This is a genomic window from Streptomyces sp. V3I8 (assembly GCF_030817535.1).
Taxonomy (GTDB): Bacteria; Actinomycetota; Actinomycetes; order Streptomycetales; family Streptomycetaceae; genus Streptomyces.
Genome location: NZ_JAUSZL010000002.1, coordinates 7,920,120 through 7,945,720, shown reverse-complemented (window position 1 = coordinate 7,945,720; position 25,601 = coordinate 7,920,120). Strand labels below are relative to the sequence as shown.

General features: G+C 67.1%; 18 protein-coding genes and 1 pseudogene. 17 read left to right on the top strand and 2 right to left on the bottom strand.

Translation table 11 applies throughout. The annotated features are described in order from the left end of the window. Positions 1-400: 400 nt before the first annotated feature. From QFZ75_RS41270 to QFZ75_RS35060, 11 genes and pseudogenes are all read left to right on the top strand, one after another. A complete protein-coding gene (locus QFZ75_RS41270; RefSeq protein ID WP_373465987.1) occupies positions 401-925 on the top strand; it encodes an MFS transporter in 525 nt (174 codons plus the stop codon). Between the two features lie 326 nt (positions 926-1,251). Continuing rightward, positions 1,252-4,143, top strand: coding sequence for a TnsA-like heteromeric transposase endonuclease subunit (locus QFZ75_RS35100; RefSeq protein WP_307543436.1), 2,892 nt, complete (start codon positions 1,252-1,254; stop codon positions 4,141-4,143). Beyond that, entirely contained in the window at positions 4,140-5,276 is a 1,137-nt protein-coding gene (locus QFZ75_RS35095; protein ID WP_307543434.1) for an AAA family ATPase, read from the top strand. The genes QFZ75_RS35100 and QFZ75_RS35095 overlap by 4 nt, the downstream gene beginning before the upstream one ends. Further along, positions 5,273-6,553, top strand: coding sequence for a TniQ family protein (locus QFZ75_RS35090; RefSeq protein ID WP_307543432.1), 1,281 nt, complete (start codon positions 5,273-5,275; stop codon positions 6,551-6,553). Before QFZ75_RS35095 ends, QFZ75_RS35090 begins: the two co-directional genes overlap by 4 nt. Then, a complete protein-coding gene (locus tag QFZ75_RS35085; protein WP_307543431.1) occupies positions 6,523-7,950 on the top strand; it encodes a LysR family transcriptional regulator in 1,428 nt (475 codons plus the stop codon). The genes QFZ75_RS35090 and QFZ75_RS35085 overlap by 31 nt, the downstream gene beginning before the upstream one ends. 180 nt (positions 7,951-8,130) lie before the next feature. Then, positions 8,131-8,250: pseudogene (locus QFZ75_RS41265) on the top strand (LysR family transcriptional regulator); the annotation flags it as partial. 272 nt (positions 8,251-8,522) lie between these two features. Further along, positions 8,523-8,783 (top strand): LysR family transcriptional regulator, encoded by a 261-nt coding sequence (locus QFZ75_RS41260; protein WP_373465986.1) that lies wholly within the window; start codon positions 8,523-8,525, stop codon positions 8,781-8,783. Positions 8,784-8,830: 47 nt separating this feature from the next. Next, the gene (locus QFZ75_RS35075; protein ID WP_307543429.1) at positions 8,831-9,517 is read left to right on the top strand and encodes a hypothetical protein; all 687 of its coding nucleotides are present in this window, start codon (positions 8,831-8,833) and stop codon (positions 9,515-9,517) included. Between the two features lie 12 nt (positions 9,518-9,529). Continuing rightward, positions 9,530-10,543, top strand: coding sequence for a hypothetical protein (locus QFZ75_RS35070; RefSeq protein WP_307543427.1), 1,014 nt, complete (start codon positions 9,530-9,532; stop codon positions 10,541-10,543). Between the two features lie 209 nt (positions 10,544-10,752). Then, on the top strand, positions 10,753-11,037 hold the full coding sequence (locus QFZ75_RS35065) for a hypothetical protein (protein ID WP_307543425.1): 285 nt from the start codon (positions 10,753-10,755) through the stop codon (positions 11,035-11,037). A gap of 20 nt (positions 11,038-11,057) precedes the next feature. Beyond that, a complete protein-coding gene (locus tag QFZ75_RS35060; protein ID WP_307543423.1) occupies positions 11,058-15,524 on the top strand; it encodes a hypothetical protein in 4,467 nt (1,488 codons plus the stop codon). A gap of 67 nt (positions 15,525-15,591) precedes the next feature. Here QFZ75_RS35060 and QFZ75_RS35055 read toward each other — a convergent pair whose 3' ends face one another. Further along, positions 15,592-16,167, bottom strand: a complete 576-nt coding sequence (locus QFZ75_RS35055; RefSeq protein WP_307544998.1) for an SMI1/KNR4 family protein — start codon at positions 16,165-16,167, stop codon at positions 15,592-15,594. A gap of 238 nt (positions 16,168-16,405) precedes the next feature. Here QFZ75_RS35055 and QFZ75_RS35050 point away from each other — a divergent pair, with 238 nt between their 5' ends. Then, positions 16,406-16,975, top strand: coding sequence for a transposase family protein (locus tag QFZ75_RS35050; RefSeq protein ID WP_307543422.1), 570 nt, complete (start codon positions 16,406-16,408; stop codon positions 16,973-16,975). A gap of 121 nt (positions 16,976-17,096) precedes the next feature. Beyond that, positions 17,097-17,933 carry an MFS transporter gene (locus tag QFZ75_RS35045; RefSeq protein ID WP_307544996.1) on the top strand — a complete coding sequence of 279 codons (837 nt, stop codon included), beginning with the start codon at positions 17,097-17,099 and terminating at the stop codon, positions 17,931-17,933. Positions 17,934-18,106: 173 nt separating this feature from the next. Here QFZ75_RS35045 and QFZ75_RS35040 read toward each other — a convergent pair whose 3' ends face one another. Continuing rightward, positions 18,107-20,902: an AAA family ATPase gene (locus QFZ75_RS35040; protein ID WP_307543420.1), complete on the bottom strand. Its 2,796-nt coding sequence runs from the start codon at positions 20,900-20,902 to the stop codon at positions 18,107-18,109. A gap of 182 nt (positions 20,903-21,084) precedes the next feature. Here QFZ75_RS35040 and QFZ75_RS35035 point away from each other — a divergent pair, with 182 nt between their 5' ends. From QFZ75_RS35035 to QFZ75_RS35020, 4 genes are all read left to right on the top strand, one after another. Beyond that, positions 21,085-21,258, top strand: coding sequence for a hypothetical protein (locus QFZ75_RS35035; protein ID WP_307543418.1), 174 nt, complete (start codon positions 21,085-21,087; stop codon positions 21,256-21,258). A 142-nt stretch (positions 21,259-21,400) separates the two neighbouring features. Continuing rightward, positions 21,401-22,690, top strand: a complete 1,290-nt coding sequence (locus tag QFZ75_RS35030; protein WP_307543416.1) for a P-loop NTPase fold protein — start codon at positions 21,401-21,403, stop codon at positions 22,688-22,690. Between the two features lies 1 nt (position 22,691). Beyond that, positions 22,692-24,479, top strand: a complete 1,788-nt coding sequence (locus tag QFZ75_RS35025; protein ID WP_307543414.1) for an Hsp70 family protein — start codon at positions 22,692-22,694, stop codon at positions 24,477-24,479. Positions 24,480-24,652: 173 nt separating this feature from the next. Beyond that, positions 24,653-25,504: a hypothetical protein gene (locus QFZ75_RS35020; protein WP_307543413.1), complete on the top strand. Its 852-nt coding sequence runs from the start codon at positions 24,653-24,655 to the stop codon at positions 25,502-25,504. The last annotated feature ends 97 nt before the right edge of the window (positions 25,505-25,601 follow it).

Here is a 25,601-nt window from a genome sequence, read left to right as displayed (position 1 = left end):
GCGGGCGGACGCTGCGCGACCCCGACGCGTTGTGGAGACGGGTGCGGCCACCCGTTGATCATCGGTGTGTGAAGACAAACGATCACGCTGTGGCCGCAGGTCACAGCGTAGACCCTGCCCGCCGGCAGGAGGCGTTCGAGGGACTGATGAGCCGGATAGCGGGACGGTTCACAACGAGCTCGTCAGACGTGCCACCAGAGATCATGCTCGCCGGCAGGTGCAGTTCTCGCAGCCTCCGGACGTAAGCGGAGGCGCCAGTAATAACATGCCTGCCATGTATCGCCTCTGTGACTGATCAGCGGTTGTTCCACGGCCACTCAAGCCCTGGAGCACACACGACGTCATCTCCGTCGTTCGTCCCGGTCATTGTTTGGGACGCCATCACCGCTGGAGTCACCGGGTGTTATTCGCACTCCGCCGCTCTCACGGAAGTCCGGTCGCGCTACTGCGTGACAATGCCGAATTCCGACGCCTTTTCTCTGCTTCCGCGCTCAGCCTGACAGGTGACTGGTTCACCTTCGTCGCCCTGAGCAGTTTCGTCTACCACCGCACGGGCTCACCGGGCTGGACGGCACTGCTGTTCGCCGTCAACTCACTCCCGGGGGTTCTGCTACTGCCGTTGATCGGCCCGCTCACTGACCGATTCGACCGGCAACGCCTGCGGATCGCATGCGACCTGGGTGCGATCGCGCCGGTCGTCGGGTTGCTGGCCGCATTTCACACAGGCTCTGTCCCTCTGGCCCTGGGCTGCCTGGCCGTGTTGTCCGTGTCGGCCGCTGTCGCGGGCCCGATCCCTGAGGCAGCCCTGCCGAACCTCGTCACCTCTCACGAGCTCCCGCTGGCCCAGACCCTTGTAGGTTCGCATTTCGCATGTCCCTTTCTTGTTGACAGTGGCCTTTGTCCGGCCCAAAGGACAGCGCGGTGAGACGAACTGCTGTCTGATCGTTCACTCGTCGTAGTGCTGTTCCCGGTCCTGTTCTATGCAGCGGTCCCCTTCAGCTCGATCGTAGAGACGTCGCAGCTGGTCGAGTCCGGGAGCTCTGCGCCCCGCTCTGGCTGCTCGGAGGCGGGGCATGTCGCGGGTGATCGACGAAGTCTCGATGAGTCTCCGTCGTACGAACGGAAAGATCGACGAGAACCTGATCTGGTCGACGTCGGGAGTCGATGTCTTCGAGCCCTCCATCCCGTGGCGTACGTTCCGCTGGCGCAACGGGCAGAAGCACTACTCCGGCACGCACTGGTCTTCCACACATGCGGGACCACGTCGTCTACGAGTCCCGCCTTGAGCTGACACGCCTGCTCTACGCCGACTTCGACCAGAACGTGACGGCCGTCTTCGCCCAGCCGTTCCTCCTCACCACCACCGTGGACGGGCGGAAGCGTCGCCACGTCCCGGACTACCTCGTGCTGCGCGAGCAGGACGTTCCACTGGTCGTGGACGTCAAGCCGCGGCACCTGCTCACCCGGCCGAAGGTGAATTTCGCGCTCGACTGGGCCCGCGAGGTCGTCCTGTCGCACGGCTGGGACTTCGAAGTGTGGTCCGAGCCGCCCGAGGGCGAGTTGGCCAACCTGCGCTTCCTCGCGGGCTATCGGCGCGACTGGCTCTTCGACGAAGACCTGATCGTGGAGATACGGCAGGCGGATCTGCACGGGGCGACCCTGGGCGAGGCGTTTCACGCCTTCCCTCTACACCCCGCCTGGAAGGTACGGGCCGCCGTGCTGCGGCTGTTGTGGAGCCAGCACTTCGTGACCGACCTGACGGAGGTCTTGTCCCAGCGGCACGTCCTGGGCCAGGGGCCGGCCACGGTGGTCGGCTCCGGTCGACGCGACCTTCCTCATCCCATCGACGAGTCCGAGCTCGACGACGGTGACGACGAACCGGCCTATCGAATACGGGGATCTCGTTCGGGAGGACATGTGAACGGAGCCGCGGTACGTGTCGGGGTGGGCACGAGGCTGAAGTACGACGGCGAAGTCGTCGTGGTGGAAGAGATGTTCGGCTCGGCCGCGGGCAACGAGCTCCTGGTCCGCGATGGGGCCGACCGCAGGTTCCGGCTGTCCTTGAGAGTGGCGCTCTCCTCGGGCCGGGCCACGGTCATCGCGACCGGGCCGGGGCCGGAGGCCGACGATGACGGCGAGAGGGCCTCGGTGCTGTTCGCTCTGCTCAGCGAGGAGGAGCTGGCCGAGGTCAGGGAACGGGCGGCCCATGTCAACGAGGTTCTGACCGGCTTTCGTTCGGGCAGTGAGGAGGCGCCGGAGCCGGGCGAGCCGCGGCCCCAGTACGCGGCCACGGTGCCCAAGCTGCAGCGCTACGAAACGAAGGCCACCGAGGTGGGCGTGAGCGTGCGGACCATCAAGCGATGGGTGCGCGCCTTCCTGCTTGACCGCGAGGCCGGGCTGGTGCACGGCGGCCCGGATCGCGGGAGCGGGGACATGGGCAGGCTCGGCCGGGCCGATGAGCGGTGGGTGGAGATGGCCCTGGAGATCATGGCCGAGCACGGGCAGGAGTCGGAGTCAAAACCGACCCGCGCGAAGGTGATCCGCGCCGTCGGCCCGCGACTGGAAGCCCGCTACGGCAAGGGCGAGGTGAAGCTGCCGACCCGGGCGACCGCGTACCGGTGGCTGGAGGAGCTGGAGCGGCGGCTGCCGACGTTCCGCCTCAGCACGAAACGCAACCGGGACATCGCCTCCCGGCCGCCGGGCGCGTACGGAAAGCTGCGACCGACCAGGCCGGGCGAGTACCTGCTGATGGACACGACGCGCCTGGACGTCTTCGCGATGGACCCGATCACGCTGAAGTGGGTGCAGGCCGAGCTGACCGTCGCGATGGACTGGTACGACCGGTGCGTCACGGGGATCCGGGTGACGCCGGTATCCACGCAGTCCATCGACGTCGCGGCGGTGCTGTTTCAGACCTATCGTCCACGGCCGCCAGGCAAGGGTTGGCCATCGTGGGCGGTCTGGCCCGATCACGGCATCCCCCGCACCGTCTTCGTCGAGCGCAAGGCGCTCGAGAAGGACGCCAAGGAAGACCCGGAGGACGGCGAGGCGAAAGGAGTCGCGGGCCCGGCGCTGGTTCCCGAGACCATCGTGGTCGACCACGGCAAGCCGTACATCAGCGAGCACATCACCTCGGTGTGCCAGCGTCTTGGTCTGTCGATCCAGCCGGCTCGCCTGCGAACGGGCCGCGACAAAGGTCCGCTTGAGCGATTCTTCAAGACCCTGCGCGAGGGGCTGCTGGAGTCGCTGCCCGGGTACAAGGGGCCGGATGTGTTCTCGCGGGGCGAGCGGCCGGAGGACGCGGCGTTCTTCTTCCTCCACGAGTTGGAGGCGATCATCCGTGAGTGGGTGGCCTGCACGTATCACCACCGGCCGCGTAGGGGGCTCCTCGACGCGAACGTGCCGGGCCAGCGGCTGTCGCCGGCGATGATGTTCGAGCACGGGATTGCCCGCGCCGGGTACGTCGAGGTGCCACGCGACCCCGCGCTCGGCTTCGAGTTCCTCAAGACCGAGTGGAAGCCGCTGCACCACTACGGTGTCGAGATCCGCAAGTGCCGCTACAACGGCCCCGGGCTGGACGGCTACCGGGGCGAGAGCAGCGAGTACACCGGGGTGAAGGCCAAGGGCATGTGGCCCATCCAGGTCGACCCGGACAACATCAACTACATCTACTTCCGGCGCCCGGACACCCGCCGCTGGCACGCCCTTGAGTGGGAGCACGCGCCGGCGTTGAAGTTCCCGATCAGCGAGGGAGCCATCGAACTCGCCCGGAAGATGGCGGGCGAGAAGTCGCCCTTCCCCGACGACGAGACCGCGGTAGCCGAGCTCCTGGAACGGTGGCACTTGGGACTGGGGCTGACGTTGCCGGAGCGGCGGCTTGCCCTGCGCCAGGCCCGTGAACAGTCCGCCTTCGACCTGCCGGAGACCGTGTGGGACGACGTACGCGCGCTGCCGTCCGTCGCCCGGATCCTGGCCGCCGCCACCGGCGACGACGAAGACGAAGACGAAGACGCGGAGGAGCCCCAGGTGGGCGAGGCCGAGCCGTATGAGGGCCCGGTGCCCAGCTACGACGACGAGGACGACGAACTCGACGGCCCCGATGACGACGGGGACTTCTACGACGATGCCCTGGAGGACGCATGATGCCGCCCCACCCCGAGAACCCGCCGCTGGACAACCTCACGCTCTCCCGGAAGGAGGGCCTACGGGCTCTTGCCGAGGCGCCGAAGCGGCAGCCGCCGGAACTGCTCACCCTGAAACAGAAGGCGCTCCTGGGCGAGGCGGCGTTGCTGAAGTACGAGCAGGCCCGGAGCGTCTGGCACGCCAACCTGGGTCCGATCGGTACGCCGCAACTCAAGGCACTGCACGAGGACTTGCGGGACATCGTCGATAGCAATCAGCAGGACGGTGACAAGGCCAAGGGCGCCGTGGCGGTGGACGCCTTCCCCGGGCTCGGCAAGACCACCGCGGTCCTGGACTTCGTGCTGAAGTATCACCGGCGGGTGATCGAGCGGGAGGGTGCGTTCACCGCCTCCGGACACGAGCGGTGGCCGGTCTGCCGGGTCGGCCTGACCAGCAACATCGGCATGAAGGACTTCAACCGGTCGCTGCTGGAGTATTACGCGCACCCCGGCCGCAAGAGCGGCACCGCCACGCTCTTCGCTCAGCGCGCCCTGGACTGCGTGTTGGAATGTGAAACGCGCGTCTTGGTTATTGACGACATGCACTTCCTGAAGTGGCATGACCGCAACGGGACCGAGGTCAGCAACCACTTCAAGTACATCGCGAACGAGTTCCCCGTCACGATCATCTTCATCGGTGTCGAGCTGGGCAACCGCGGCCTGTACTCCGAGGCCAACTCCCGCGGCAACATCACCCTCGCCCAGACCGCGCGCCGCACCACCCCGCTGACGATGGAGCCGTTCGTCGTCACCAACGACAAGCACCGCCGTGAGTGGCGCAGCATGCTGCTCGCCCTGGAAAAGCGGATCGTGCTGTGCCGGAAGTTCCCCGGCATGCTCGCCGACGGCCTGTCCGACTACCTCTACATCCGCACCACCGGGCACATCGGCTCGTTGATGACGCTGATCAACCGTGGATGCCAGCGTGCTGCCCGCACCGGCGCCGAGCTCCTGGACGAGGAACTCCTCGACCAGGTGAAGCTCGACGCGGCGGCGGAGCGGGCGCGCAAGGCGCTGGCGAAGAAGTTCGAACGCGGTCGCATGACGACCAAGCCCAACTCTCGCCGCTCGCGCACTGCGAAGCGCGTGGCGTGAGCTTCGTCCGTACGCTACCGATCCGCGTGGCACCGGTGTCGGGAGAAGCATTGGACTCCTGGGTCGAGGCGATCGCACACCGCACGGACACCTACCTCAATGACCTCCTGCCCGCCCTGGGCTTTCTTCCGCGCCACGAGGGGCTGTCACCGGCCCGGTGGGACTGGTCGGGGATGCCCACTGACCTGGAGCTGGAGTCGATCGCGTCGGCCACCGGCATCACGGCCGGGCAGGTGCACCGGATGACGCTGCGCCCCTACGACCAGCGCGCCCTGGTGCTCAACCCGCACAGCAGGCGTGTCGACCAGCGGCTGCTCTGGGGCCGCGCGAGGGGCTCGCGCTACTGTCCCGTCTGCCTGGCCGAGAGCGGCGGACGCTGGCAGGTGTCGTGGCGGCTGGGCTGGTCGTTCGCCTGCCTGGTGCACAACCGGCTGCTGGCCGACGACTGCCCGGGCTGCCTGCGCCCGCAACGCATGCGCCCGCACAGCGGCTACGGCATCCCGATCCCCGGCCGGTGCGCGAACACGACGCGGGGCAGCGACAAGCACCCCCGCTGCCACCACGACCTGACCTCGGCCCCCAGCCTCCCGTTCCCGGCCGAATCTCCGGTGATCCAGGCTCAGCACCTGCTTGCCACCTGCATCGACACCGGCAGGGCCGACTTCGGGATCTACGCGGCCGACCCCCAGCCGGCCCGGGTCGCCCTCGCTGACATCCGCGCGCTGGCCGCCCGCTTCCTCATGGTCGCCTCCCGGCCAGCGGATCTGATGTCCGACACCTGCCTCACCCGCGACATGCCCGCCGAGATCGTCACCCGCATACCCACCCAGGAACGCACCTCGCGCTTCCCCGACCGCCCCGGCGCATCGGCACCACCGGGGGCGCCATCCACAGCCGCAGCCGTTCTTGTTGCACTGAACATCCTCAACCAGCCCGCCTTCGCTGAAGCCGGCCAGCGCATGAGGACCCTGGTGGAAGCCGTCTCGCGGGTGTCGCCCCAGGCGGCCCTGACCGTGAGCACGTGGGGCGCCGACATCAGCCCTCTTCTCAAGTCCGTGCACCTTGCCGCTGCCCTGCACCGCCGGCCGCTGAGCGAGCAGTTGCGCCATCGAGCCGTCACTTCGGCCCCCGAAAGCCACCCGCCGACGCGGGCTCGGCGACCCAACGCGCCCGCAAGATCCCCACTCTCGCCTGGCCGGGCTGGTGGCTACGGACAGCCCCCGCGCAAGGCGCGTTCGACACGATCATGCGTCAGGCCCTGTCCGCGATGCTCTTGATCGTCGGCAGCCAAATAGACAAGAAGGCAGCCTTCACCAGCCTCGGCTCTCACCTCAACTCCAGCCACATGTCCCGCATGCTGCGCGTACTGGAGAAGTCAGGCCACTGGGATGCCGTCCAAGAAGCACTCACCCGCGTCAGCGACTACCTCGACAACACCGACATCCCGATCGACTACCACCGGCGCCGACACCTGGACTACCACCAACTGCTGCCCGACGAGCAGTGGCACAGCATCTGCCGCACCGTGGGCATCTCGGCAGGCAAGCAGCGCAGAGCCGGCATCGTACGCGCGGTGCTCGTCGAACGCCTCAGCACACAACCCACCCCCAACACGACACCTCGAACCGTGCGCGACCACAAGGTCAACTTCCCCGTCTGGCACACCCCCGCCCTGACCGAAGCCCTCGACGACGTGGCCCGCGCCTTCCTGGACCGCCACCACCTCGCCCACGAACCACTCACCTGGCAGCCACCCACAACCCTGCTCGACGGACTCGACCTGCCCGGATGCGACCCCCACACCGTCGACCTCGCCCGACTGCACCAGCTCATCCGCGGCCATTCCCAGTCACCCACCGCGGCCGCGCAGAAACTCGACACCACGCCCGAAGCGATCCGCTACCTCCTGGCCCTCCACCCCGCTCCCACCACCCAGCGCGCAGCTCACGGCTGGCGACCCAACGCGGCCCTGCGTTACGCACGCGAGGCACTGCCAACCGACGACCTCACCCGCCACTACACCGAGCAGCAGCGCACACTCCAACAGATCGGCGACCAGATCGGGGTCAGTGCACGTGTGATCGCCAACCTCGCCGACGAATACGGCATCCCCCTACGTCGCCCACGCGAACCCGGACACAATCGAACTGTCCACATCGACCGGGAATGGCTGCAAGAGCAGTACATCGTCCATCAACGCTCCGCCACCGATCTCGCGGCCGAGCAAGGCATCGGCGCATCCACACTGCTCAAGCGAATCAAGGAAGCCGGCATACAAACCCGCACACGTGGTGGACGCAGCCACCAACGCGTTCTCCACCCCGACATCGAACTCCAACACATCCCGCCACCTCTGCGGCCCGCACTCACCGGCAGACTGGGCCGAACCCGCCTCGAACTCTTCGCCGCCGCAGCCCCCTACGGCAGTCTCGCCAAAGCCGCCCAAGCCCTCGACATCGTTGACGCAACCCTCCGAGCTGCCATCCGCCATGTTGAAGCCGACCTCGGCCTCCACCTCATCGAACGCGCCACCCCCACCACGCCGATGCAGCTCACCGACCCAGGACGCCGCATCCTCGCCGCCATCCACGCGTGGCAACACGGCGAAGAAGCCCCGACAGCAGCGCTCTCCACGACCTTCTCGTTCCTGAAACCATACGAGGCCGCACCCTGACCGACTTCGGGCGTGAGACCGGCATGAGCGGAGCTGTCGTGGCAGCCCGAGACCGCAACCATGGGATACCGGTGCACAACAACAGGCAACCCCGGGGTGCGCGGTACGACTTCACATCGGCATCCGCAGTGATCCAGCCCAGCCTGAACAACACCAACGCCATCCGCCGACTGCCGCGTCTTCCTTCAGATTGTCCGCTACCTCACTCTCGGTGAGGCGTGCCGCACCCACGGCATGTCTCCCGGAACCCTCACCCAGCAGCTCCAGCGCCTGGAGACCGACCTCTGCGCTCCCTACTGACCCGCGCTGGCCGCGGCCGACAACTCGAATTCACCCCTCTCGGCGAAGACGTTGTACGGGCCGCCGAGGACTGGGCCCACACTCTCGTGGACCAGCCGCGCGAGACCTGGCGGCAATCAGCGCCCCGGCCCTCGCCTGCCGCACGAACAACGCAAGAGACGCGGGCCCAGCGCACGGACGACGCCCCGAATGTGGACTGCTTTCCCACCCTCCTGCAACCCGCGGTGCGCACCCACGCCGGGCAACGGCGGTTGCACCGGTTCCTGCAGGCAGTGACCTACCCCACCCTGGCGGCGTTCTGCCGCGCGGTCAGCATCCGCCCCTCCACGCTGACCCCGCAGCTCCAGCACCTGGAACAAGACGTCCAGGGGCAGCTGTTGATCCGCGGCCAGCACGGGCATCGGATGCGGCTTACCGACTTCGGTGAGAAAGTCCTGGCTGTTGCCTCGCCGTACGCCGACCAACTCGGCGCCTGTGACGCCCACGGGCGTCGGAACGAGGGCCGCGACAGGCGCTCGGTGACGGGCACGTGAGCAGCAGGAAGACAGGCTTCCCCCTCCGCGAACGAAGATCACAAAAGATGATCGACCGTCATGAGCATGCCGTGTTAATCTCCCGACGGCCTGCAACCTCCACACCGAATTCTCAGAATCCGGCCAACACGGGGCGCGCGGGCCAGGCGACTGGACTGCCCAGTCGCCTGATCGGATCTCCGGCGGCCCTTCGGTACACCGGACTGGGGGAGGGAAAATTTTTGAAGCTCATCTCGCTACGCGCGAAGACCGCCGCAGGCGCGTTCGCCGTTACCGTGGCGGCCGTGCTGGCCACCGCCACACCCGCCCAGGCGGCCACCTACAACGTCACCGACAACTGCGATGTTCCATGGATCACCTGCTCGTACGGTGATTTGCGGCTCTTCTACAACTCGAAGGACCTTGCCATCCAGGATGGCTACTACAAGTCGGCGTTCACGTCGTTCTACGCCAACGTGGACGACCACTGGGGTACGAGCCAGTACCAGGGATCGTCACTGACGACCTACCGGTACGTCTTCGGCAACGGCGGCAATGGCAACGGCCAGTACACGAAGAACAATGCGGCGTCCGTGGAGAATTGCGCCCGAGACGACAACTACCGCGTGTACTACAACTCCGGCTTCGGCGGCACCTCTCAGTATTTTGCGGCGAACGGACCCTACGGAGACTGCAACATCACCAACCTGATCTCCGCCCTGAAGAACAACAACGCCTCTTCCCACTTCGGCTGAGAAGGAACCCCCGTGAAGCACATCAAGCGGACCGCCACCGCAGTGGCCCTGACCGCTTCAGCTCTCCTGCTCAGCGCTTGCTCCTCCGGCACGAGTGCGCACACCACGGAGAGCGTGGCTGACGGCAAACCGATTGTGAACAAGGAAAACTGGCCCGAGAAGACACCCACGAATGGCCTGACCAAGGATCTGACCCTTCCACTGGAGACCTACATGGCCTCCTACGAGGACCAGGTCACGGTCGAGCAGGCAGCCAAAGAACTTCAGCAGTCCTGTATGAAGGACTACGGCATCGACCTGACGCTGCCGCGGGCAGGCGCCAACCCGCCTCCCAGTGACAACGATGCCAACATCGAACGCCGTTACGGCATCACCGACCGGGCCGAGGCCGAGAAGTACGGCTACGGGCTCCCTCCGGAGCTGCAGGAACACACCGAGCAGACCATGCGTGACCTGTCCGGTGTCGAGATCGAGGTCCTGACCGGCCACACCAAGCCCGAACTGCCCCAGGCCCCGGAGGGACTCAAGACGGGATCCGCGGTCACCGGCCCCGGTCAGACAAAGCCCGCTCGGGCGGAGTACAACGGAAAGAAGTTGAGGACGGGCGGCTGCATCGGCTGGTCCAAGGATCAACTCGGCGTGCAGGAAGCCGACCCGACCATCGTGGCGCAGCTCGCCGGGGACAGCCTGGTGCAGTCGATGAAGGACGAGAAGGTCGTCAAGGCCATCGCCGCGTGGTCTTCGTGTATGGACGGCAAGGGGCACACGGGGCTTGCCGATCCGTACAAGGCGATGGACCAGGGTGTCACCAACGATGGGAAGCCGTCGCAGGAGTCCATCGTGCTGGCGGTCGACGACATCGACTGCAAAAAGCAGACGGATCTGGTGAAGATCTGGTCTGGCGTGGAGACCGCGATCCAGGAAAAGCAGATCGCCGACAACAAGAGCCAGCTGACCGGCATCAAGGAGCAGCACGGCAAGGAAGTCGCTGCCGCGCGTGAGCAGACGGCGGCTTCCGCTCAGTGACGGCTGGTGCAGTGGTGCCCGGACCGAGCCTTGTCCGGGCACTATGTCTGATGGCGGCCTGTGTGCTGGCCGCCGGGTGTACGGACAGCGGGCCTGCTGACAGCGCCCCCGCGCCGCAGCGGTCGGCGACTTCGAGCGCGGAGCAGAGCGGTCCGCAAGCACGTCCATCGCCTGTGGCTTCGGTGCACTCCGAAGGCCGTACGCGTGTCTTGGAATACGGAGACCTGGTCGTTCGTGCCACGCCGGAAAGCAGCGGTGTGCGTACCGAGATCGAGGTGGCCAATACCTACGAGCGGAATGCGACGTACTCGGTCCAGGTCAGCATCGCTGACGGCGAGGGATGGACCGCGTACAACCGGTTCTGGCTTCAGGATGTCCCTCCGGGAAAAACCGGACGGGATGACGCGGTGATCGGCTCAAAGGACACGGGGCCGGTTCCGCAGATTCCGAAAATCTATGTCGATGAGTTCACTCCCGTCGTCGACCGAGATTAGAAGAGGGAGCACTTTTTACTGTGCGTATAAAACAGAGACAGCGCGCGGTGGTGATAGCGGCAGCGACTGCGCTTCTCGCCTCGTCACTGTCCATCTCCGCGCAGGCTCAGGGACCCAAGGTTCCCGACAACGCCGTTCAAGGCGGCAAGAGCCTGCCGAAAGCCACGAGCAAGCCCCGTGAGGTCGGCAAGAAGGAACGCGCCGCCGTTCTGGGCAAGGACTACTCTTCTTCCAAGGACGTGGCCCTGTCCACTTCCGGCGACGGCACCGGCTTTCATGTCCTGACCGGTAAGGAGAGGGACGGCTACAAGTTCACCACCGTAGCCACCCTGCGCGAAGAAGGATTCGATGCGGACTCCTGGATCGGCAACGCGTGCGTGACCGGGTCCGGGAAGTACGCGGCCATCGCCTACGCACCCCGGACGTTCACCAACAAACCCGAGTTGATGGTGCGCGGCGCGTTCACCGCCGTCGTCGACCTGGGTAGCGGCAAGGTCACCAAGCTGCCGTTCACCGCGTCGATGGCCTACTTCTCTCCGGGCTGCGGCACCAGGGACGATGTGGTGTTCACCCAGCTGACCCACGACGGGGACGAGGAACAGAAGACCCGTCTGATCACCGTGGACGCTGCCACAGGCAAACAGTCCCGGCCGGTCGCCTTCCCCGGTCAGGTCACCTCGGCTGTCCCGACCCGGCACGGCATCGTGGCCGGCCACGGCAACAAACTCGTCCGCATCAACGGGCGGAAGGAAACCGTCCTCGCCGCAACGAAGCACGTGCCGTTCCAGATCGCGGCTGACAGCGGCGACGGCGTGACCTTCATCGACCGGGAAGCCGACACAAAGACGACCAAGGCGAAGTCCTGGGCCAAGCACCTGGACGTCACGCAGGTCAAGGGCAAGAAGACTACCCCGAAGACGGTGGCTGAAGGAAAGCTCACCGACTGGGACCTGTCTGTCGCCCCTGACGGTACGGTGTTCCTCACAGGTAAGGCCAAGAACAAGGGGACTCTGCCGGGACCGGTGAAGAATCCGGGGCATCTCGCCAAAGGTGCCCGCATGTCGAGTCTCGGCCACGCGGGTGTGTCCACTTCCTGGTCGGACGGCAAGACCAGCTTGATCACACCCGAGGGGGCCAAGCAGGTCCGGGACGCGCGGATCATGCTGGACGTGGTCGCCACCGGCAAGCACACCGAGCTGGACGCCACACCTCAGCTCTCCGCCACGCGGGCCGAGGCCGGAAGGCGACTCTCCCCGGCGCTGGGCATCCCGACAGGGAAGGAGTCGTCCGCGGAACCGTCGGTCAGCGGTGACAGCGAGGGTCTGTCCACGCAGACGATGCGTACCCAGGCTCTGACGGCGTCGGCGACCGGTCCGAGCGAGGGTACCGATGAACGGTACTGCGCGGTGGCCCGCAACGATGTCAAGAAGCAGGCGTTCCAGCCGACCCCGCGGCAGGTGGAATGGGCCGTGGACCAGGCCGTCGTCGGTGAGCTGAACTTCTACCGCGCGGCGAACTGGAAGAGCACCGGCATGAGCGGCTACCAGCCTCAGGGCCTGTTCCCGCCGATTGTGCTGGCCGGCGACCCCAACGGCACCCTGGACAACGAGGACCCCGACGAAACCGACCGCTGGCACATACCCTCGCAGGTAATGCTCGGCGTCACCGCGCAGGAATCCAACATGTGGCAGGCCACCCGGTTTGCTGTCCCCGGCGTCACTTCCAACAGCCTCATCGGCAACTACTACGGAACCCAGTACACATCCGACGGTACTCAGGCCGACCCATGGCGCATCAACTTCTCCGAAGCCGACTGCGGTTACGGCATTACCCAGGCCACGGACGGCATGCGGCTGGCGGGCAAGGAGAAGGACGGTGAGACGGCTCTCTCCCCGCTCACTCAGGAAGCCGTCGCGCTGGACTACACCGCCAACATCGCCTACGGCGTGCAGATCCTCTCCGACAAGTGGAACCAGACCTACCGGGCCGGGATGAAGGTCAACAACGGCCACCCGCAATGGATCGAGAACTGGTTCTTCGCCCTGTGGGCGTACAACTCCGGCTTCTACGAGACGGCTGACTCCAGCGGGCACAAGGGTCTGGGCTGGACCAACAACCCGGCCAACCCGTTGTGGAAAGCCAACCGTGTTCCCTTCCTGCAACACGCCACGGACCCGTCCAAGGACGACTACAGCCATGCCGCGCACCCGCAGGACTGGCCCTATGAGGAGAAGGTCCTCGGCTGGGCTGCTCGCCCGATCTCGGCGATGTTCTCCCCCGGCGACTTCAAGGCCGGGTACCTGGCTGCCTGGTGGAACACCAACGAGTACCGCAGCACCGTGAAGCCGCCGATCGACCTGTTCTGCGATGCGTCCAACGACTGCGTCCCGTCCAAGATCGGCGACAACGACTCCAACGATCCCGGCCTGGGTGCCTGCCAGCTCGATGCGGGTAATTCCGATACCAACCCGCACTGGCTGCACTGCTGGTGGGACAAGTCGGCCCAGTGGAAGAACTGCGACACTGCGGCCCAGTGCGGCCACCAGGTGCACCGCTTCAACACGTCGTTTCCGGAACAGGCGGACGCCAACTCCTACCCGCCGCGCTGCAGCAGCGGCCTGCCCTCGAACGCGCTGATCGTGGACGACGTGCCCGACGGCACCACCCCGGCAGGATCCGGTTCACGCGGCTGCGGGGTCGTGCAGTCAAACGGCACCTTCACCCTCACCTACCAGCCCTCCGACATCATCGACGCCGACACCGGGCAGACGATCACCACCTACCCCGGCAAGATCGACACCCACCAGATCGGCGCGGGGTACGGCAACCACTTCTGGTTCGCCCACACCCGCTCCCCCGAATCCTTCCCGGAACCCGGCGACCGGATGAAGGTCACCGGCACCTGGAAACTCGGCCAGAAGATCACCGAGCACAGCGGCCAGGCCAAGGTCTACGCGCACATCCCCGACCATGGGGCGCAGACCTCCAACGCCGAATACCGCATCAAGCACGGACACGGCACCACCGTCAAGGCGATCTCCCAGGACGCCAACCAGTCCAACAAGTGGGTCGACCTGGGCGCCTACCAGTTCAACGACACCGTCCCCGAGGTCAGCCTGGACAACTTCAACGGCGGCGACGGCTCCAAGGACATCGCCTTCGACGCCGTCGCGTTCGTGCCCGGGGACTACGACGGTCTGAACGACATCACCTTCCCCGAGGCGGACCCGAACGCGCCCGACGTCGACTTCGTGGCCGCTCAGGACGCCAAGGAAGTCCTCGCGGGCGCCACGCTGAAGGCTTCGGCGGCCGCTGAGCCGGGGGAGCAGACGTGCGCGACCGGTCGCGACAGGATCAGCTGGTGCGGCTCCTACGTCCCGTTGGACGAGGGGAAGGCCAAGTCCTCGAACACGCTCAGGAGCGCCGCCGCGGCGGCTGCGGGCCCCGTCGGATGGTGCTCGAACGTCAACGGCGCGGCCATGCAGACCAGAACGCAAGGATGTCTGCGCGGCCTGCTTCCGCTGACCGCGACACGCGACGGCGTCCCCGTCGGGAACGCGACGATGAAGGTCATCCAGGAGATCAACCTCAGCCCCAAGTCCAACGAGTTCACCACGTGGACCGAGCTGTCTCTGGTCAACATGACGGGGCTCACCTCCACCACGCTCGCATCGTTCGCGGAGGACTGCTGGCCGACCGGCGACTGCACCGAAAGCACCGGCCCCTGGATCGGCAGCACCACCTGGACCCCCGGTGACACACACGTCGCCACCCGGACCAACACCTACACCTGGAACAAGACCACCGGAGGCGAATCGAAGCTGGACTTCACCTGGGACACCACCTGGTCCACGCCCAGCGCCGGAGTTCAGGCCGTCCCGAAGTGGAGCAACAGGGCCTTCGATGTCCGCTGCGACAACAAGGTGGGCGGCAACACCGGATGCGTGTTCCCCAACTACAGCCCGACGCTTCAGATGAATACAAAGAAGTACCCGGCCGCTGCCGCGTACTACTGGGTGCTCATGGAGAAGCTGGCCTCCCACCCTGGTAGCGAGCAGCACAACAAGCCGCTGCACCGCCTGGCGGATGAGACGAAGGCAAAGGAAAACCGGGACAAGATGTGCATGCTCGCGGTCGCGGAGTGGAACCCACACCCGAACGCGGACGGCACCAGCTGCGACGAGTACCCGTTCGCAAAATCCCGTGAGAGCGGCGGGATGACGCTGTCCTCGGGCAAGTACTGCGCGCAGTTCTACGCGGACAAGCAATCCGACGGCAGCTGGATGCTAGAGCTCGACAACAACTACCCGTATCCGACATGGAACGAGATCTGCGGCCGCGCCGCGGTCCCGGCTAGGCAGAACACGGATGCCGGTGGCGACCTCGGGCGGTTCACCTCCGAGATGCGCCTGCTCGACAATGACGCGTACTTCGTCCAGACCGGGTTCGAGTACTGCGACATCAAGTCGGTCTGCAACATCACCTGACAGCGGGACTTAAAGCGAAGCGTCCTGCCGGATCATGGTGATCCGGCAGGACGCTTCGTTTCGTGGGTCAGCCCGTGACCCACTCCAGCATGCGCCCTTCATGGACCGACGGGCGACGACGCGCGGTCGGCAGCCGCAGCGATCCCTCCACCGCGTTGCACAGGTCAGTCAGCATCAGAGTCATGGACGGCCAGAGCGGCAGGTACTCGGGATCGCCGAACGAGATCTCGCCGACTTCTCCGTAGTGGCCCGTACGGTGATCGACGAACAGCAGATCACCAGTGAGGGACTGAGCGAAGGGAACCCACTGGGTGTGTGCGGTGCGCCCGACCACTTCTTCCTCGTAACCCTCCTCGACCGCTTCGTGCGCCATGGCGGAAAGGTTCTGATGCCATTCCAGGATTCCTTCGGTATCCAGAAGGCTGTACCCGAGAAGAAAGGCACCGGGCGTCATGCTGGACCTGCGCGGTGTGACACCATTGTGTTCCGAGAGAAGCGACTTCAGTTCACCGTGGAGCGGGAAACCAACTCCGCTCTCCAGCCTGGATATATCAACGGCTGAGGCTCCTGGGCGGAGCGTAGAATAATCGCCCGGCGCGTTCCGTCGAAGCCACTCTTCAAATCGGCTCCAAAGTTCCTGCATGTTGTGTATCCCGTCCATTGTGGTTCCCCGCGCGGGACAGCCGAGCTGTCAGTTCCTCCTGTCACCGTAGCAATCCGGCCGGCCGACGGTGGCTCGGGTGTGCCCATCCAGGGCTTCGGCGTAGTCGCTGAGCGTCCAGTTCATGACTGTCTGCCAGGTTGATCGGCCCGGAGAGCGGGACAGGCACGGCCGCCAAGATCATGGAGTTCTCGACGCCCCGTGACCTGCCTGGAAGACCGTGCCTGCCGAAGCATCATCGCTGATCCCGCCTGCCCTTGACCAACTCCGCGAGCATCCCGAGGGCGCGCCGGACGAAGTGCCCGGGCAGCTGGAGCGCCTCGCTCAGGTGCCCGATCCGCGCGATCCCCGCGGAGTGCGCCACGCTCTGGTCGTCGTCCTTGCCCTGACCGCCTGCGCGGTGCCGGCGGGGGCGACATCACTGCCGGCGGTCGGCGAGTGGATCACCGATGCTCCGCCCCACGTGCTGGAACACGTCGGCGTGCGACTCGACCCCCTGTTCCCCAAACGGTCCCTGCCTGCGGAAACGACGGTTCGGCGATTACTGGCCCGGATCGACGGCGACGCACTGGACCTGGCGGTGGGCCGCTGGCTCGCCGACCGCCGCAACCGAGCCGAGGGCCGGCTGCGTGGCCTGGCGGTCGATGGGAAGAGCCTTCGCGGAGCCGCCAAGCGCGTCCGGCTCACGACTGGCGAGTATGAGGGGCACGATGCGCTCGCGGATCTTCCGGGCGGACGGCGGGCGGCCGTGGAGGAGCAGGTTCGGGATGATCAGCGCTGGTCCGCCTGAGGGGCCACCAAGCCAAGGGACAAGATCGTGAGACAGAAATGCCCTGTCCCTCGAATGAGATGACGGATGAAGTGCAGGTCACCACACTGGAACAGGACATTCCGATTGCGGACCTACAACCCTGCTCGGCAGCCTTTACTCGGCGGGCCTGCTCGTGGGAGCCGGGCTGGGAGGCGTGGTCACCGCGGCATGGGGCACCTCGGCCACTCTCCTCATCGACGGTGTGTCCTTCGCCGTCTCCGCGCTGCTCATCACGAGGATCAAGCGCCCGTTCTCCAAGGCAATGACGACCGGCCGTATCCGGGTACTGGCCGACACCGCCGAACTCTGGACCTTTGTACGGACCACCCCGGTGGTGGCCGCCTTTCTCTGGCTGACTGCAGGACTGCGTCTGTGCTACGGCATGGTCGGCCTGCTGCCGGTCTATGCTCTCGACCGTTTTCACGTCGGTGATGCCGGCGTAGGCGTCCTGTATCTGACACAAGGGCTCGGCGCTGTCCTCGGCCCCTTCCTCGGCAGACGGCTCATTGCCGGGTCGGTGCGCCGACGGTTGCACGTGGCCGGAGCCGCCCTGGCGCTCTTCGGCCTCGGATACCTGGCCCTGGCCCACGCCACAAGCCTCGGCCCGGGCATGGCCGCAGCCCTGATCGGCCACATCGGTGTCGGCGGCTGTGCGATTCTCGCCGTCAACGGTCTCCAGGTGACGACTCCGGACCACATTCGCGGGCGGGTCATGGTGCTCGTCTTCGGCCTTTCCTCCGCTTTCCAGGGCGTGTCGTCCCTGACCGTGGCTCCCCTCGCGGTCGCCATCGGTATGCCCGACACCACCAGCCTCCTTGCACTGTTCGCCATCGTTTATGCGGCCATCTGGTCGATCGGTGTATCACGCAGGTGGAAAGTCCGAAAGATCGTCAAACCGGACGCGGTCCACGAGCAGGCTGACGACCCCATCCCCTGACACTGTCAAGCACACATGCACCTGCGCCTTTCCGTTCAGCACAAGCCGTGACAGCGAGCCAAAATCGATCCTCCGTTCGTACCGCCCAGGGGGGAGTGTCCAATAAACGGCGGATCCCGGGGTGTGGCGTCGTACGGTCCGGTGCTCGTCCAGGCGGCGCACCGGACGACGTGTCATGAGAAGTCGCCCTGGGGGAAGGTACTGAGCCGGCCGGCGAGTTCGGTGCGGGAGCGAACGGAGAGTTTGGCGAAGATCCGGCTGAGGTGGTACTCCACCGTCTTGGGCGACAGGAACAACGCGGCGGCCACTTCAGGAGTGGTGTGGCCTTTGCTGACGAGGACTGCCACCTGGGTCTCGCGCTCGGTGAGCGGGGCCGTGGCACGACCGTGGCGGGCGGGGGTTCTGGCTCCGGCTGCTCGAAGCTCCTCCTCGGCGGCGGTGGTCCACGGGGCGGCCCGGAGCCGCTCGAACACCTGCCGGGCGGCGAGGAGCGGGCGACGGGCGGCACCGCGCCTGCGTGTCCTGAGCAACAGTCGCCCGTACGCGAGATCGGTGCGCGCCTTGGCGAAGGGGTCCGGCAAGCGCTCGTGGTGCGCTGTCGCCCTTCGCAGCGCATCCTCGTCGGCCCGCACCAACCCCTGGCATCGTTCACTGACCGTCTGTCCCCACACGGAGGGCGCTTGCCGTACCTGCCGCAGCAGTTCGGCCGAAGCCGCCTGCGCGGCGGAGGGGTCACCGGCAGCGAGCGCCGCTTCCACGAGGTCGGGCTGGTGCTGTAGCACTGTGGGTTCCGCCAGCCCTGATCGCAGCACGCGCTGCTGCAGATCGGTCAGGCGTGCGGCGGCCTCAGCTGCTTTACCGGTACCCAGTTCGAGCAGGCCGAGTGCGGCTTCGATGTAAGGGCTGACGAGTTCCGCGCCCGTGCCGTCGAGTAGCACGCGAAATCGGTGGGCGTGCTCGACGCACTGCGCGGATTGCCCTCGGGCGGCCTCGATCCGGGCCAGTACGGAAAGGGCGTATGCCTGGAGTACGGGCTGCTTGGTCTCCTCGGCGAGCATGTCTCCCTCACTCGCCAGGGCGCAGGCCTCGTCCCAGTAACCGGTACGCATCTGCGTTTCGGCCAGAACGGTCAGAAACGGGGCGAGCCGCTCGCAAGCGCCGAACTTGCGTGCGCGCCGAACCGCCCGCTCCAGCAGGGTTCGCGCCGCCGGAAACCGCTCGAGCCACATGAGGTCCATGGCGGAGAAGCTCGTCACCTCGATGCCGATGGAGAGCGGATCCATCCCGGTGAGGAACCCCTCGCAGGAACGGAGCACCGCGGCGGCGTCGCCGCGCTCGCCGGCGAGCATCATCGTATGGGCCCGCAGGACGACCGCGGAGCGGCCGAGGTCGCCGTTCCGGTGGTGTCCGGCCGCGGCGCACGCCCGGTCCGCCGTCGCACGGGCCTGGAGGACGGCGCCGCCCATACACGCGGCTCCGGTGGCGGCCACCAGCAGAGGCACGGCCGCGGCCGGGTCCAGCCCCTCCGCCGCGTCCGCCAGTTCGTCGTGCACCTCCCGCGGTTGGCGGCGCAGGAGCAGGACCTGACTGCGCAGTCCCAACGCGCCGTTGAACACGGCGACATCATCCGTGGCGTCCGACGCCGCCCCGGCCAGTCTCAACGCCTCGTCCCCTCGGCCGACGAGCTGGGCCACCTCGGCGGCGGCCAGGAGGCAGCGCCCCTGAGCGGTCGGCGAGGACGTGAGTTCAGCGGCACGCTCGTAGGCGCGGAGCGCGGCCGGTAGGGCGCCACGGGCGCGGGCGCGGGCGGCGGTCTCCGTCAGAGCGGTTGCCGCCGCCGCGTCGGGGCCGTCCGCTGCGGCGGCGAGATGCCAGCTGCGCTGGTCACGGTCGACTGGGCCGTCGCGTTCGGAGAGCGCGCCGGCCAGGACGCGGTGCGCTTCGCGCCGCAGCTGGGGAGTCGCCCCGTGGTAGGCGGCCGCCCGCAACAGCGGATGCGCGAACCGGAAGGCGTTCCCGGCCAAGCTGACCATCCCCGCGGATTCGAGTGTCCGCAGGATCGCGGCGTCGAGGGCGAGGGCGTCGAGTGCCCGGATGAGAACGTCGGCCTCCTCGGTGAAGCCGGCCGCCGCGACGGTCACCGCCCGGCGACCCGGTTCGGGCAGCGCCGCCAGTCGGGAGGCGTAGGCGGCAGTGAGTCGCGGGCCCACCGGCAGGGGGCTCTCCGGTTCCTGTGTGACCCATCGGGAAGCACGCAGAGCCGGCGCCGCCTCCAGCAGGGCCAGTGGGTTGCCGGCGGTCTCCCGGTACAGCTTCCCGATCGTCTCGGGGTCGACGGCCGCGTGAACGGACCGCTTCACCAGCGCGGCCGCGTCAGCGGGCGTCAGACCGGTGAGTCTCAGCGTCGGAAGGTTCGCGTTCGCCTCGGTGAAGGCGCACCGCTCGGCGTCCCGTGCGGTGACCAGCACGGCAACGCCCTCGGCCTGCATACGCCGGAAGGCGAAGAGCAGCGCCTGGGCGCTCGTCTCGTCCATCCAGTGCGCGTCGTCCACCGCGACCAGCACGGGTGCCGCCGCCGCGGCATCGGTGAGCAGCGTCACCACGGCGGCTCCCAGGATCAGCCGGTCCGGCGCCTCCCCGTCCTCCAGTGACAGGGCGACACGCAGAGCGCGCGCCTGAACCTCCGGCAGGCCACCCACCAGACCCTGTACGGGGCGGATGAGTTCACTGAGGCCGGCGAAGGCGAGTTCCGCCTCCATCTCGATTCCCGTCGCCCTGAGAACCCGCATTCCCACAGTCACGGCCTCGGTCACCGCCTCTTCCAGGAGCGCGGTTTTGCCGATCCCGGGTTCGCCGCGCAGTACGAGGAGCCCGCTGCGGCCTTGCCGCGCGTCGGAGAGAAGCAGCAGTAACCGGTCTTTCTCCTCACCACGTGACAGCAGCCCGTGCTGTTCACGGCCAGGCGTCATGGAAACCCCCTGGAAAAGCGACGGTCGACGGTGCTGACGCGCGAGCACCTGTCTCCATTGTGGGCGCTCGACGGCGGCTGCGGCGGATACTAGGGAATTTACCGATATCCCTCGGTCGGCTCATCGCGCCAGAGTTGTCCTTCTCCAGCCCGCCCGGGCCGGAAAGAGAGAAGGGGATCGCGATGAACAACCTGTACACGGGGCAGATGGCCCCGCCCCCGCCGCCCGTGCCGACGGTCACCGGCCAGCTGATCAACGACGTCCGTCCATTCGGGAATGCCAGCGGCACCGTCGCGGGGGCCGCCCAGCTGGCGTGGTTCGTGGGCCGGGGCGTCTGGCGAGCGATCGGCAAGTGACAGGGGACGCCGTGCTGCGGTGGGCCTGAGGGCACCGGCCTGGGACGCCCCCGCCCCGGGCCGGTGCCCACCGTTCATGACGCCCGCCCCGGCAGCCACCGTCCGCTGCCCGGCAACGACCGGGAACGACCGAGGAGGCACCATGTTGTCCGACAATCCGATCGCCGGGCCGGAAGCAGACCGATACGGTTTCGGCACCCACGCCAAAATCCTCTGCGACGCGATATCCGCGGCCGACGACCTGCCACTCACCATCGGCGTCTTCGGCCCCTGGGGAATGGGGAAGTCGAGTTTCATGAAGGTGTGCGAGGGATTGCTCAAGGCACACGACGTCAGGACGGTCTGGTTTAACCCGTGGAAGTACGACCAGAAGGACGAGATCTGGCACGCCCTCATCCAGACCGTGCTGGCTGAGATCGCCCATGAGCTTGAGAAGCGACGGCAGTCCGGCGAGGAGACGCTGCGGGACCGGCTGACGCCAGCCCTGGACACCGTCAGGAAACTCAGCCGGGCGGCGGCCTGGCTGCTCGCCCGCCGAGCCGCCGGCCCTCTCACGGCAGGACTGCTGGCCCCCGAGGACATCGATGCCGTGCAGACCGCTCTCACCGCACCCGGAATGGACACATACCTGCACGTCAACCGCTTCGAGCAGGACTTCAGGGACGTCGTCGACACATACACCGACGGCGGCCGACTCGTCCTGTTCATCGACGACCTGGACCGCTGCACCCCGGACGCCGCGATCACCGTGCTCGACTCCCTGAAGCTCTTCCTGGGAGATGGGTCCTGTGTCTTCGTCCTGGCCATGGACCACCAGATCGTCGCCGAGGCGGCCGCCAAACGTTTCGACAACGAGCACACGGACGGCGTACGCGGGCGACAGTATCTGGAGAAGCTGATCCACTTCCCGTTCCATCTGCCCGGAGTTCCCTTCGAAGCTCTGCACCGGAATCTGCACGACCGGGTCACCGCGCTCGCGTTGACGGGGTCGCGGGAACTGTGGGAGCTCATCGAGGTCGCTTTCGCGGCCAATCCGCGACGGGTGCGCCGCTTCGTCAACGGCCTGAACCACGCGGCCCTGACCCTGCACCAGCACAGCGACGCCCCGGGGCGCGAACGGCTGCTGCACGCGGGCACGCTGCTCGCCTTCCAGATCAAGCACCCGGACTTCTTCACCGCCCTGCAGAACGATCCGGGCGTCTGGGCGCGGTTCGACGAGGCCGAGTTCGCCAAGTCCGAACTCGGCGGCGGGGACGCGGAGCTCGCCAGGAACAACCCCGGTGCACGGCGGCTGATCGCCGCCGTGTCCTCGCGGCGCACGGGTTTCGACTTCCCCCCGCCGCCGACACCCGCCGTGATCAGGCTGCTGACCGAAGTACTGACGGTGAGCGGCGGAGCGGCCCCTGACGAGGTGATGACGCGTGGAGAGTGACATGGAACCCGACGTACGGTACGCCGTCGGCCTGGACATCGGTGACGGGGAGAGCTCCCTGTGCTGGCTGGAGACCCGTGGTCGCGGTGAAGCACGCGTGTACGACAGGGGGACCGAGGGCGCTGCGATCCTGACGGCCCTGGGCCGCGAACGCCTGGATCAGGGGGATTACCGGCACCTCATCGGTGAGGCGGCCGTACTGACGCGGAACGTCCTGCACTTCAGCGTCAACTTCAAGAACCGCCCCGACCCGGACACCCTGAATCCCCCCGACGCCGTGCGGTTCGCCCGGATCCTCCTCACCGAGTTCTTCTCCGAGCACCCGGAGGTCCGGAGGGACTGCGTGGTGTACGTGGGCCATCCCACGGGCTGGGACGCCGTGTCCGTGGCGGCGTACCGCCGGCATCTCTCGTCGACGAATCTGCCCGTACGCCTCGTAGCCGAGTCTCAGTCCGCCCTGGTCCACGTCCGGGACCGAAGGAGCGAACAGCGCGACACACGCGGTCTCGACCGGGTACTGGTCGTCGACATCGGATCGTCCACGACCGACTTCACGTTCGTCGAAGACCTGATCCCGCGCAATCTTCCGCTGGGCTCCGACCTGGGCTGCCGAGTGATCGACGACAGACTGGCCAGGATGGTGCGGCAGGCGTTCGCGGGAGACAAGGCGTTCACGGAGGCTCTCGATCAGGACGGCGCGGAGGAGACGTTGCGCCTGCTGTGTCGCTGGGCCAAGGAGGCGCAGTTCACGAGGGACGATGTGCGCCTCCAGCATCTCCAGGCTGGGTGCGACACCCGCTTCGTCCCCTTCATGAACCCGTCCTTCGGCTGGCTCAGAGGAGTGGACATCCCGCTGCGTGTGGTCCGTGCCCCTGGTGGCTGGGCGGAGCGCTTCTCGGACGTCCTGACAGGGGTGCGCGACGCGCTCGGCTCGGCGGAACCCGAGCTGGTCGTGCTCACCGGCGGCGGTTCGCGCATGTCCGTGGTACGCGAACTGTGCCTGAAAGCGTTCCCGAACGCGTCCGTCGAGCATGACGAGGCACCGTCCCTCGCCGTGACCCGAGGACTTGCCGGCGTCGGACGTCACCGGGTCAACGTGGCCCGGTTCCGGCACGACATCCTGGCGCTCAAGGACCGGCCGGAGTTCGAGGACAGGATTCGTACGGGCCTGCTCGACGCGTTCGACCAGGCCAGGAGCATCCTGCTGACCCGCCTGCTGGAAAAAGCCGAGGCGGGGCCCGTTGACGACCAGGACGAACAGGACATCGACGCGCTCATCCACCGGCTGACCGGGATGGACGAGGTCCTGGCCCGCCTGCAGATACGGCTCAACGCCGAGCTGACCCCCATGGCACTGGGCATCTGCCGCTCGTACGACATCCGGGACGACCAGTTCACCCTGGACATCGTCCTGCCCGGGGTCATCGGTACCGCCATCGGCGCACGGATCCGCCCCAAGTGGCGGACGCTGCGCGCCGCTCAGGGCGTGCTCGAAGCCTACGCGAGCCTGGGAAGCGTCGGCTTCTACGCGCTGCGGTTCGCGACGGCGGGCGCGAAGTGGTCCAGGAAGATCGGCGTCGCGGGAGCCGCGGTCGCCATCGGGCTGGGGCTCCCTCACGCCGCACTGACCGGCGCCCGCACGCTCATCCGCACGACGCTGGAGAAGGCGGAACTCGACCCCGCCGAGGTGACCGGCGTCGTCGCCCAGGTGGCCGACCGGATCACCGCGCAGATGGATCGCCGCGCCCAGGAGGTGGAGCGCTTCGTCTCCGCCACGGCCCTGCCCTGACCGGGCGGTCGCGGGGTGGTCCGGCTTGGTCACCGTCGGGACGGTGACCGGGCCGTGCCGGTCCTCGCGGCAGCCGCCCGGCCGCAGCGGCCGCGCCTGCTGGTCGCCGCCCGTGCGGAGGGCTCGGCCGGACGAACCCGGCCGAGCCCCCGACGGCGCCACTCCCAGGGAAGGTGAACCATGTTTTCCTCCGAGGTCCCGAAGAAGGTCTCCAGGACGTCGTCACACTCTCCGCTCCCTACCTCGACCGCCGCAGCATGTCACTTCCCGCCGTCAAGGCCGCCTACCATGCGTACCTTGCCGTCCAGCAACCCAAGGTTCCGTCGAAGACCGTGGAGCACACCGAATTCGTCCGCGACGGATCACGGCGGACGGAGTTGAGCGGCTGGTTCCGCAGTCCTGACGCACCGGACACGGCGCTGGTGCCGGAGGACTCTTCGGCAGCGGAAGAAGCCTTGGACCGGGTCGAGGAGGGATTCCGCGTCCTGTGCGGGAGCGAGCCGGAACTCGCCCCGCTGTTCGATCTCGTGGTCAACCAGGTATTCGTCATGACGCCCCCGCAGGAGCCGGGCAGCGGTTCCTCCTTCGACGGGGTTGGGCTCGTCTACATCAACCCCCTGCCGGAGTGGAGCACGCAGGACGTCATCGAATGCCTGGTCCACGAGTTCGCCCACACCCTCCTCTACCTGGACGCCCTACGGCACACGCACCACCCTGGCTATCGCCTGCTCGACATGCCGGAAAACGAGGCGGAGACCGCCATCACCGGGCGACGCCGGTCGATCTTCTTTGCGTTCCAGAGCTTCCTCATCGCCGCCGAGATCCTCACTGTGCGACACCGGCATCCCGAAATCTGCCCCGGCGTAGGTATCCACGGGTCCACTCCAGAGATCCTGGCCACCGCGAAGAGGACGTACGACCGTTGCATGACACATCCGAACCTCGACGCTCTCGCAACACCTCGACTCAAGGCCCTTCTCAGCGACGCTCGCGCCCGCATGCAGGAGATCGAACAGAGCATGTAGCTGAAGACCGGGCGCTGTTCGCTCACACTCATAGCGCCAGCTTCACGTGAAGCTGGTGGGGAACGGTCTTCAGTGCCTCTTGTCGCCGCACGTCAGC

Coding starts and splice junctions, on each gene's coding strand:
- QFZ75_RS35100 (WP_307543436.1), top strand. CDS start 1,252: ATGCGGGACCACGTCGTCTACGAGTCCCGCCTTGAGCTGACACGCCTG.
- QFZ75_RS35095 (WP_307543434.1), top strand. CDS start 4,140: ATGATGCCGCCCCACCCCGAGAACCCGCCGCTGGACAACCTCACGCTC.
- QFZ75_RS35085 (WP_307543431.1), top strand. CDS start 6,523: ATGCGTCAGGCCCTGTCCGCGATGCTCTTGATCGTCGGCAGCCAAATA.
- QFZ75_RS35075 (WP_307543429.1), top strand. CDS start 8,831: ATGATCGACCGTCATGAGCATGCCGTGTTAATCTCCCGACGGCCTGCA.
- QFZ75_RS35055 (WP_307544998.1), bottom strand. CDS start 16,167: ATGCAGGAACTTTGGAGCCGATTTGAAGAGTGGCTTCGACGGAACGCG.
- QFZ75_RS35040 (WP_307543420.1), bottom strand. CDS start 20,902: ATGACGCCTGGCCGTGAACAGCACGGGCTGCTGTCACGTGGTGAGGAG.
- QFZ75_RS35035 (WP_307543418.1), top strand. CDS start 21,085: ATGAACAACCTGTACACGGGGCAGATGGCCCCGCCCCCGCCGCCCGTG.
- QFZ75_RS35030 (WP_307543416.1), top strand. CDS start 21,401: ATGTTGTCCGACAATCCGATCGCCGGGCCGGAAGCAGACCGATACGGT.
- QFZ75_RS35025 (WP_307543414.1), top strand. CDS start 22,692: ATGGAACCCGACGTACGGTACGCCGTCGGCCTGGACATCGGTGACGGG.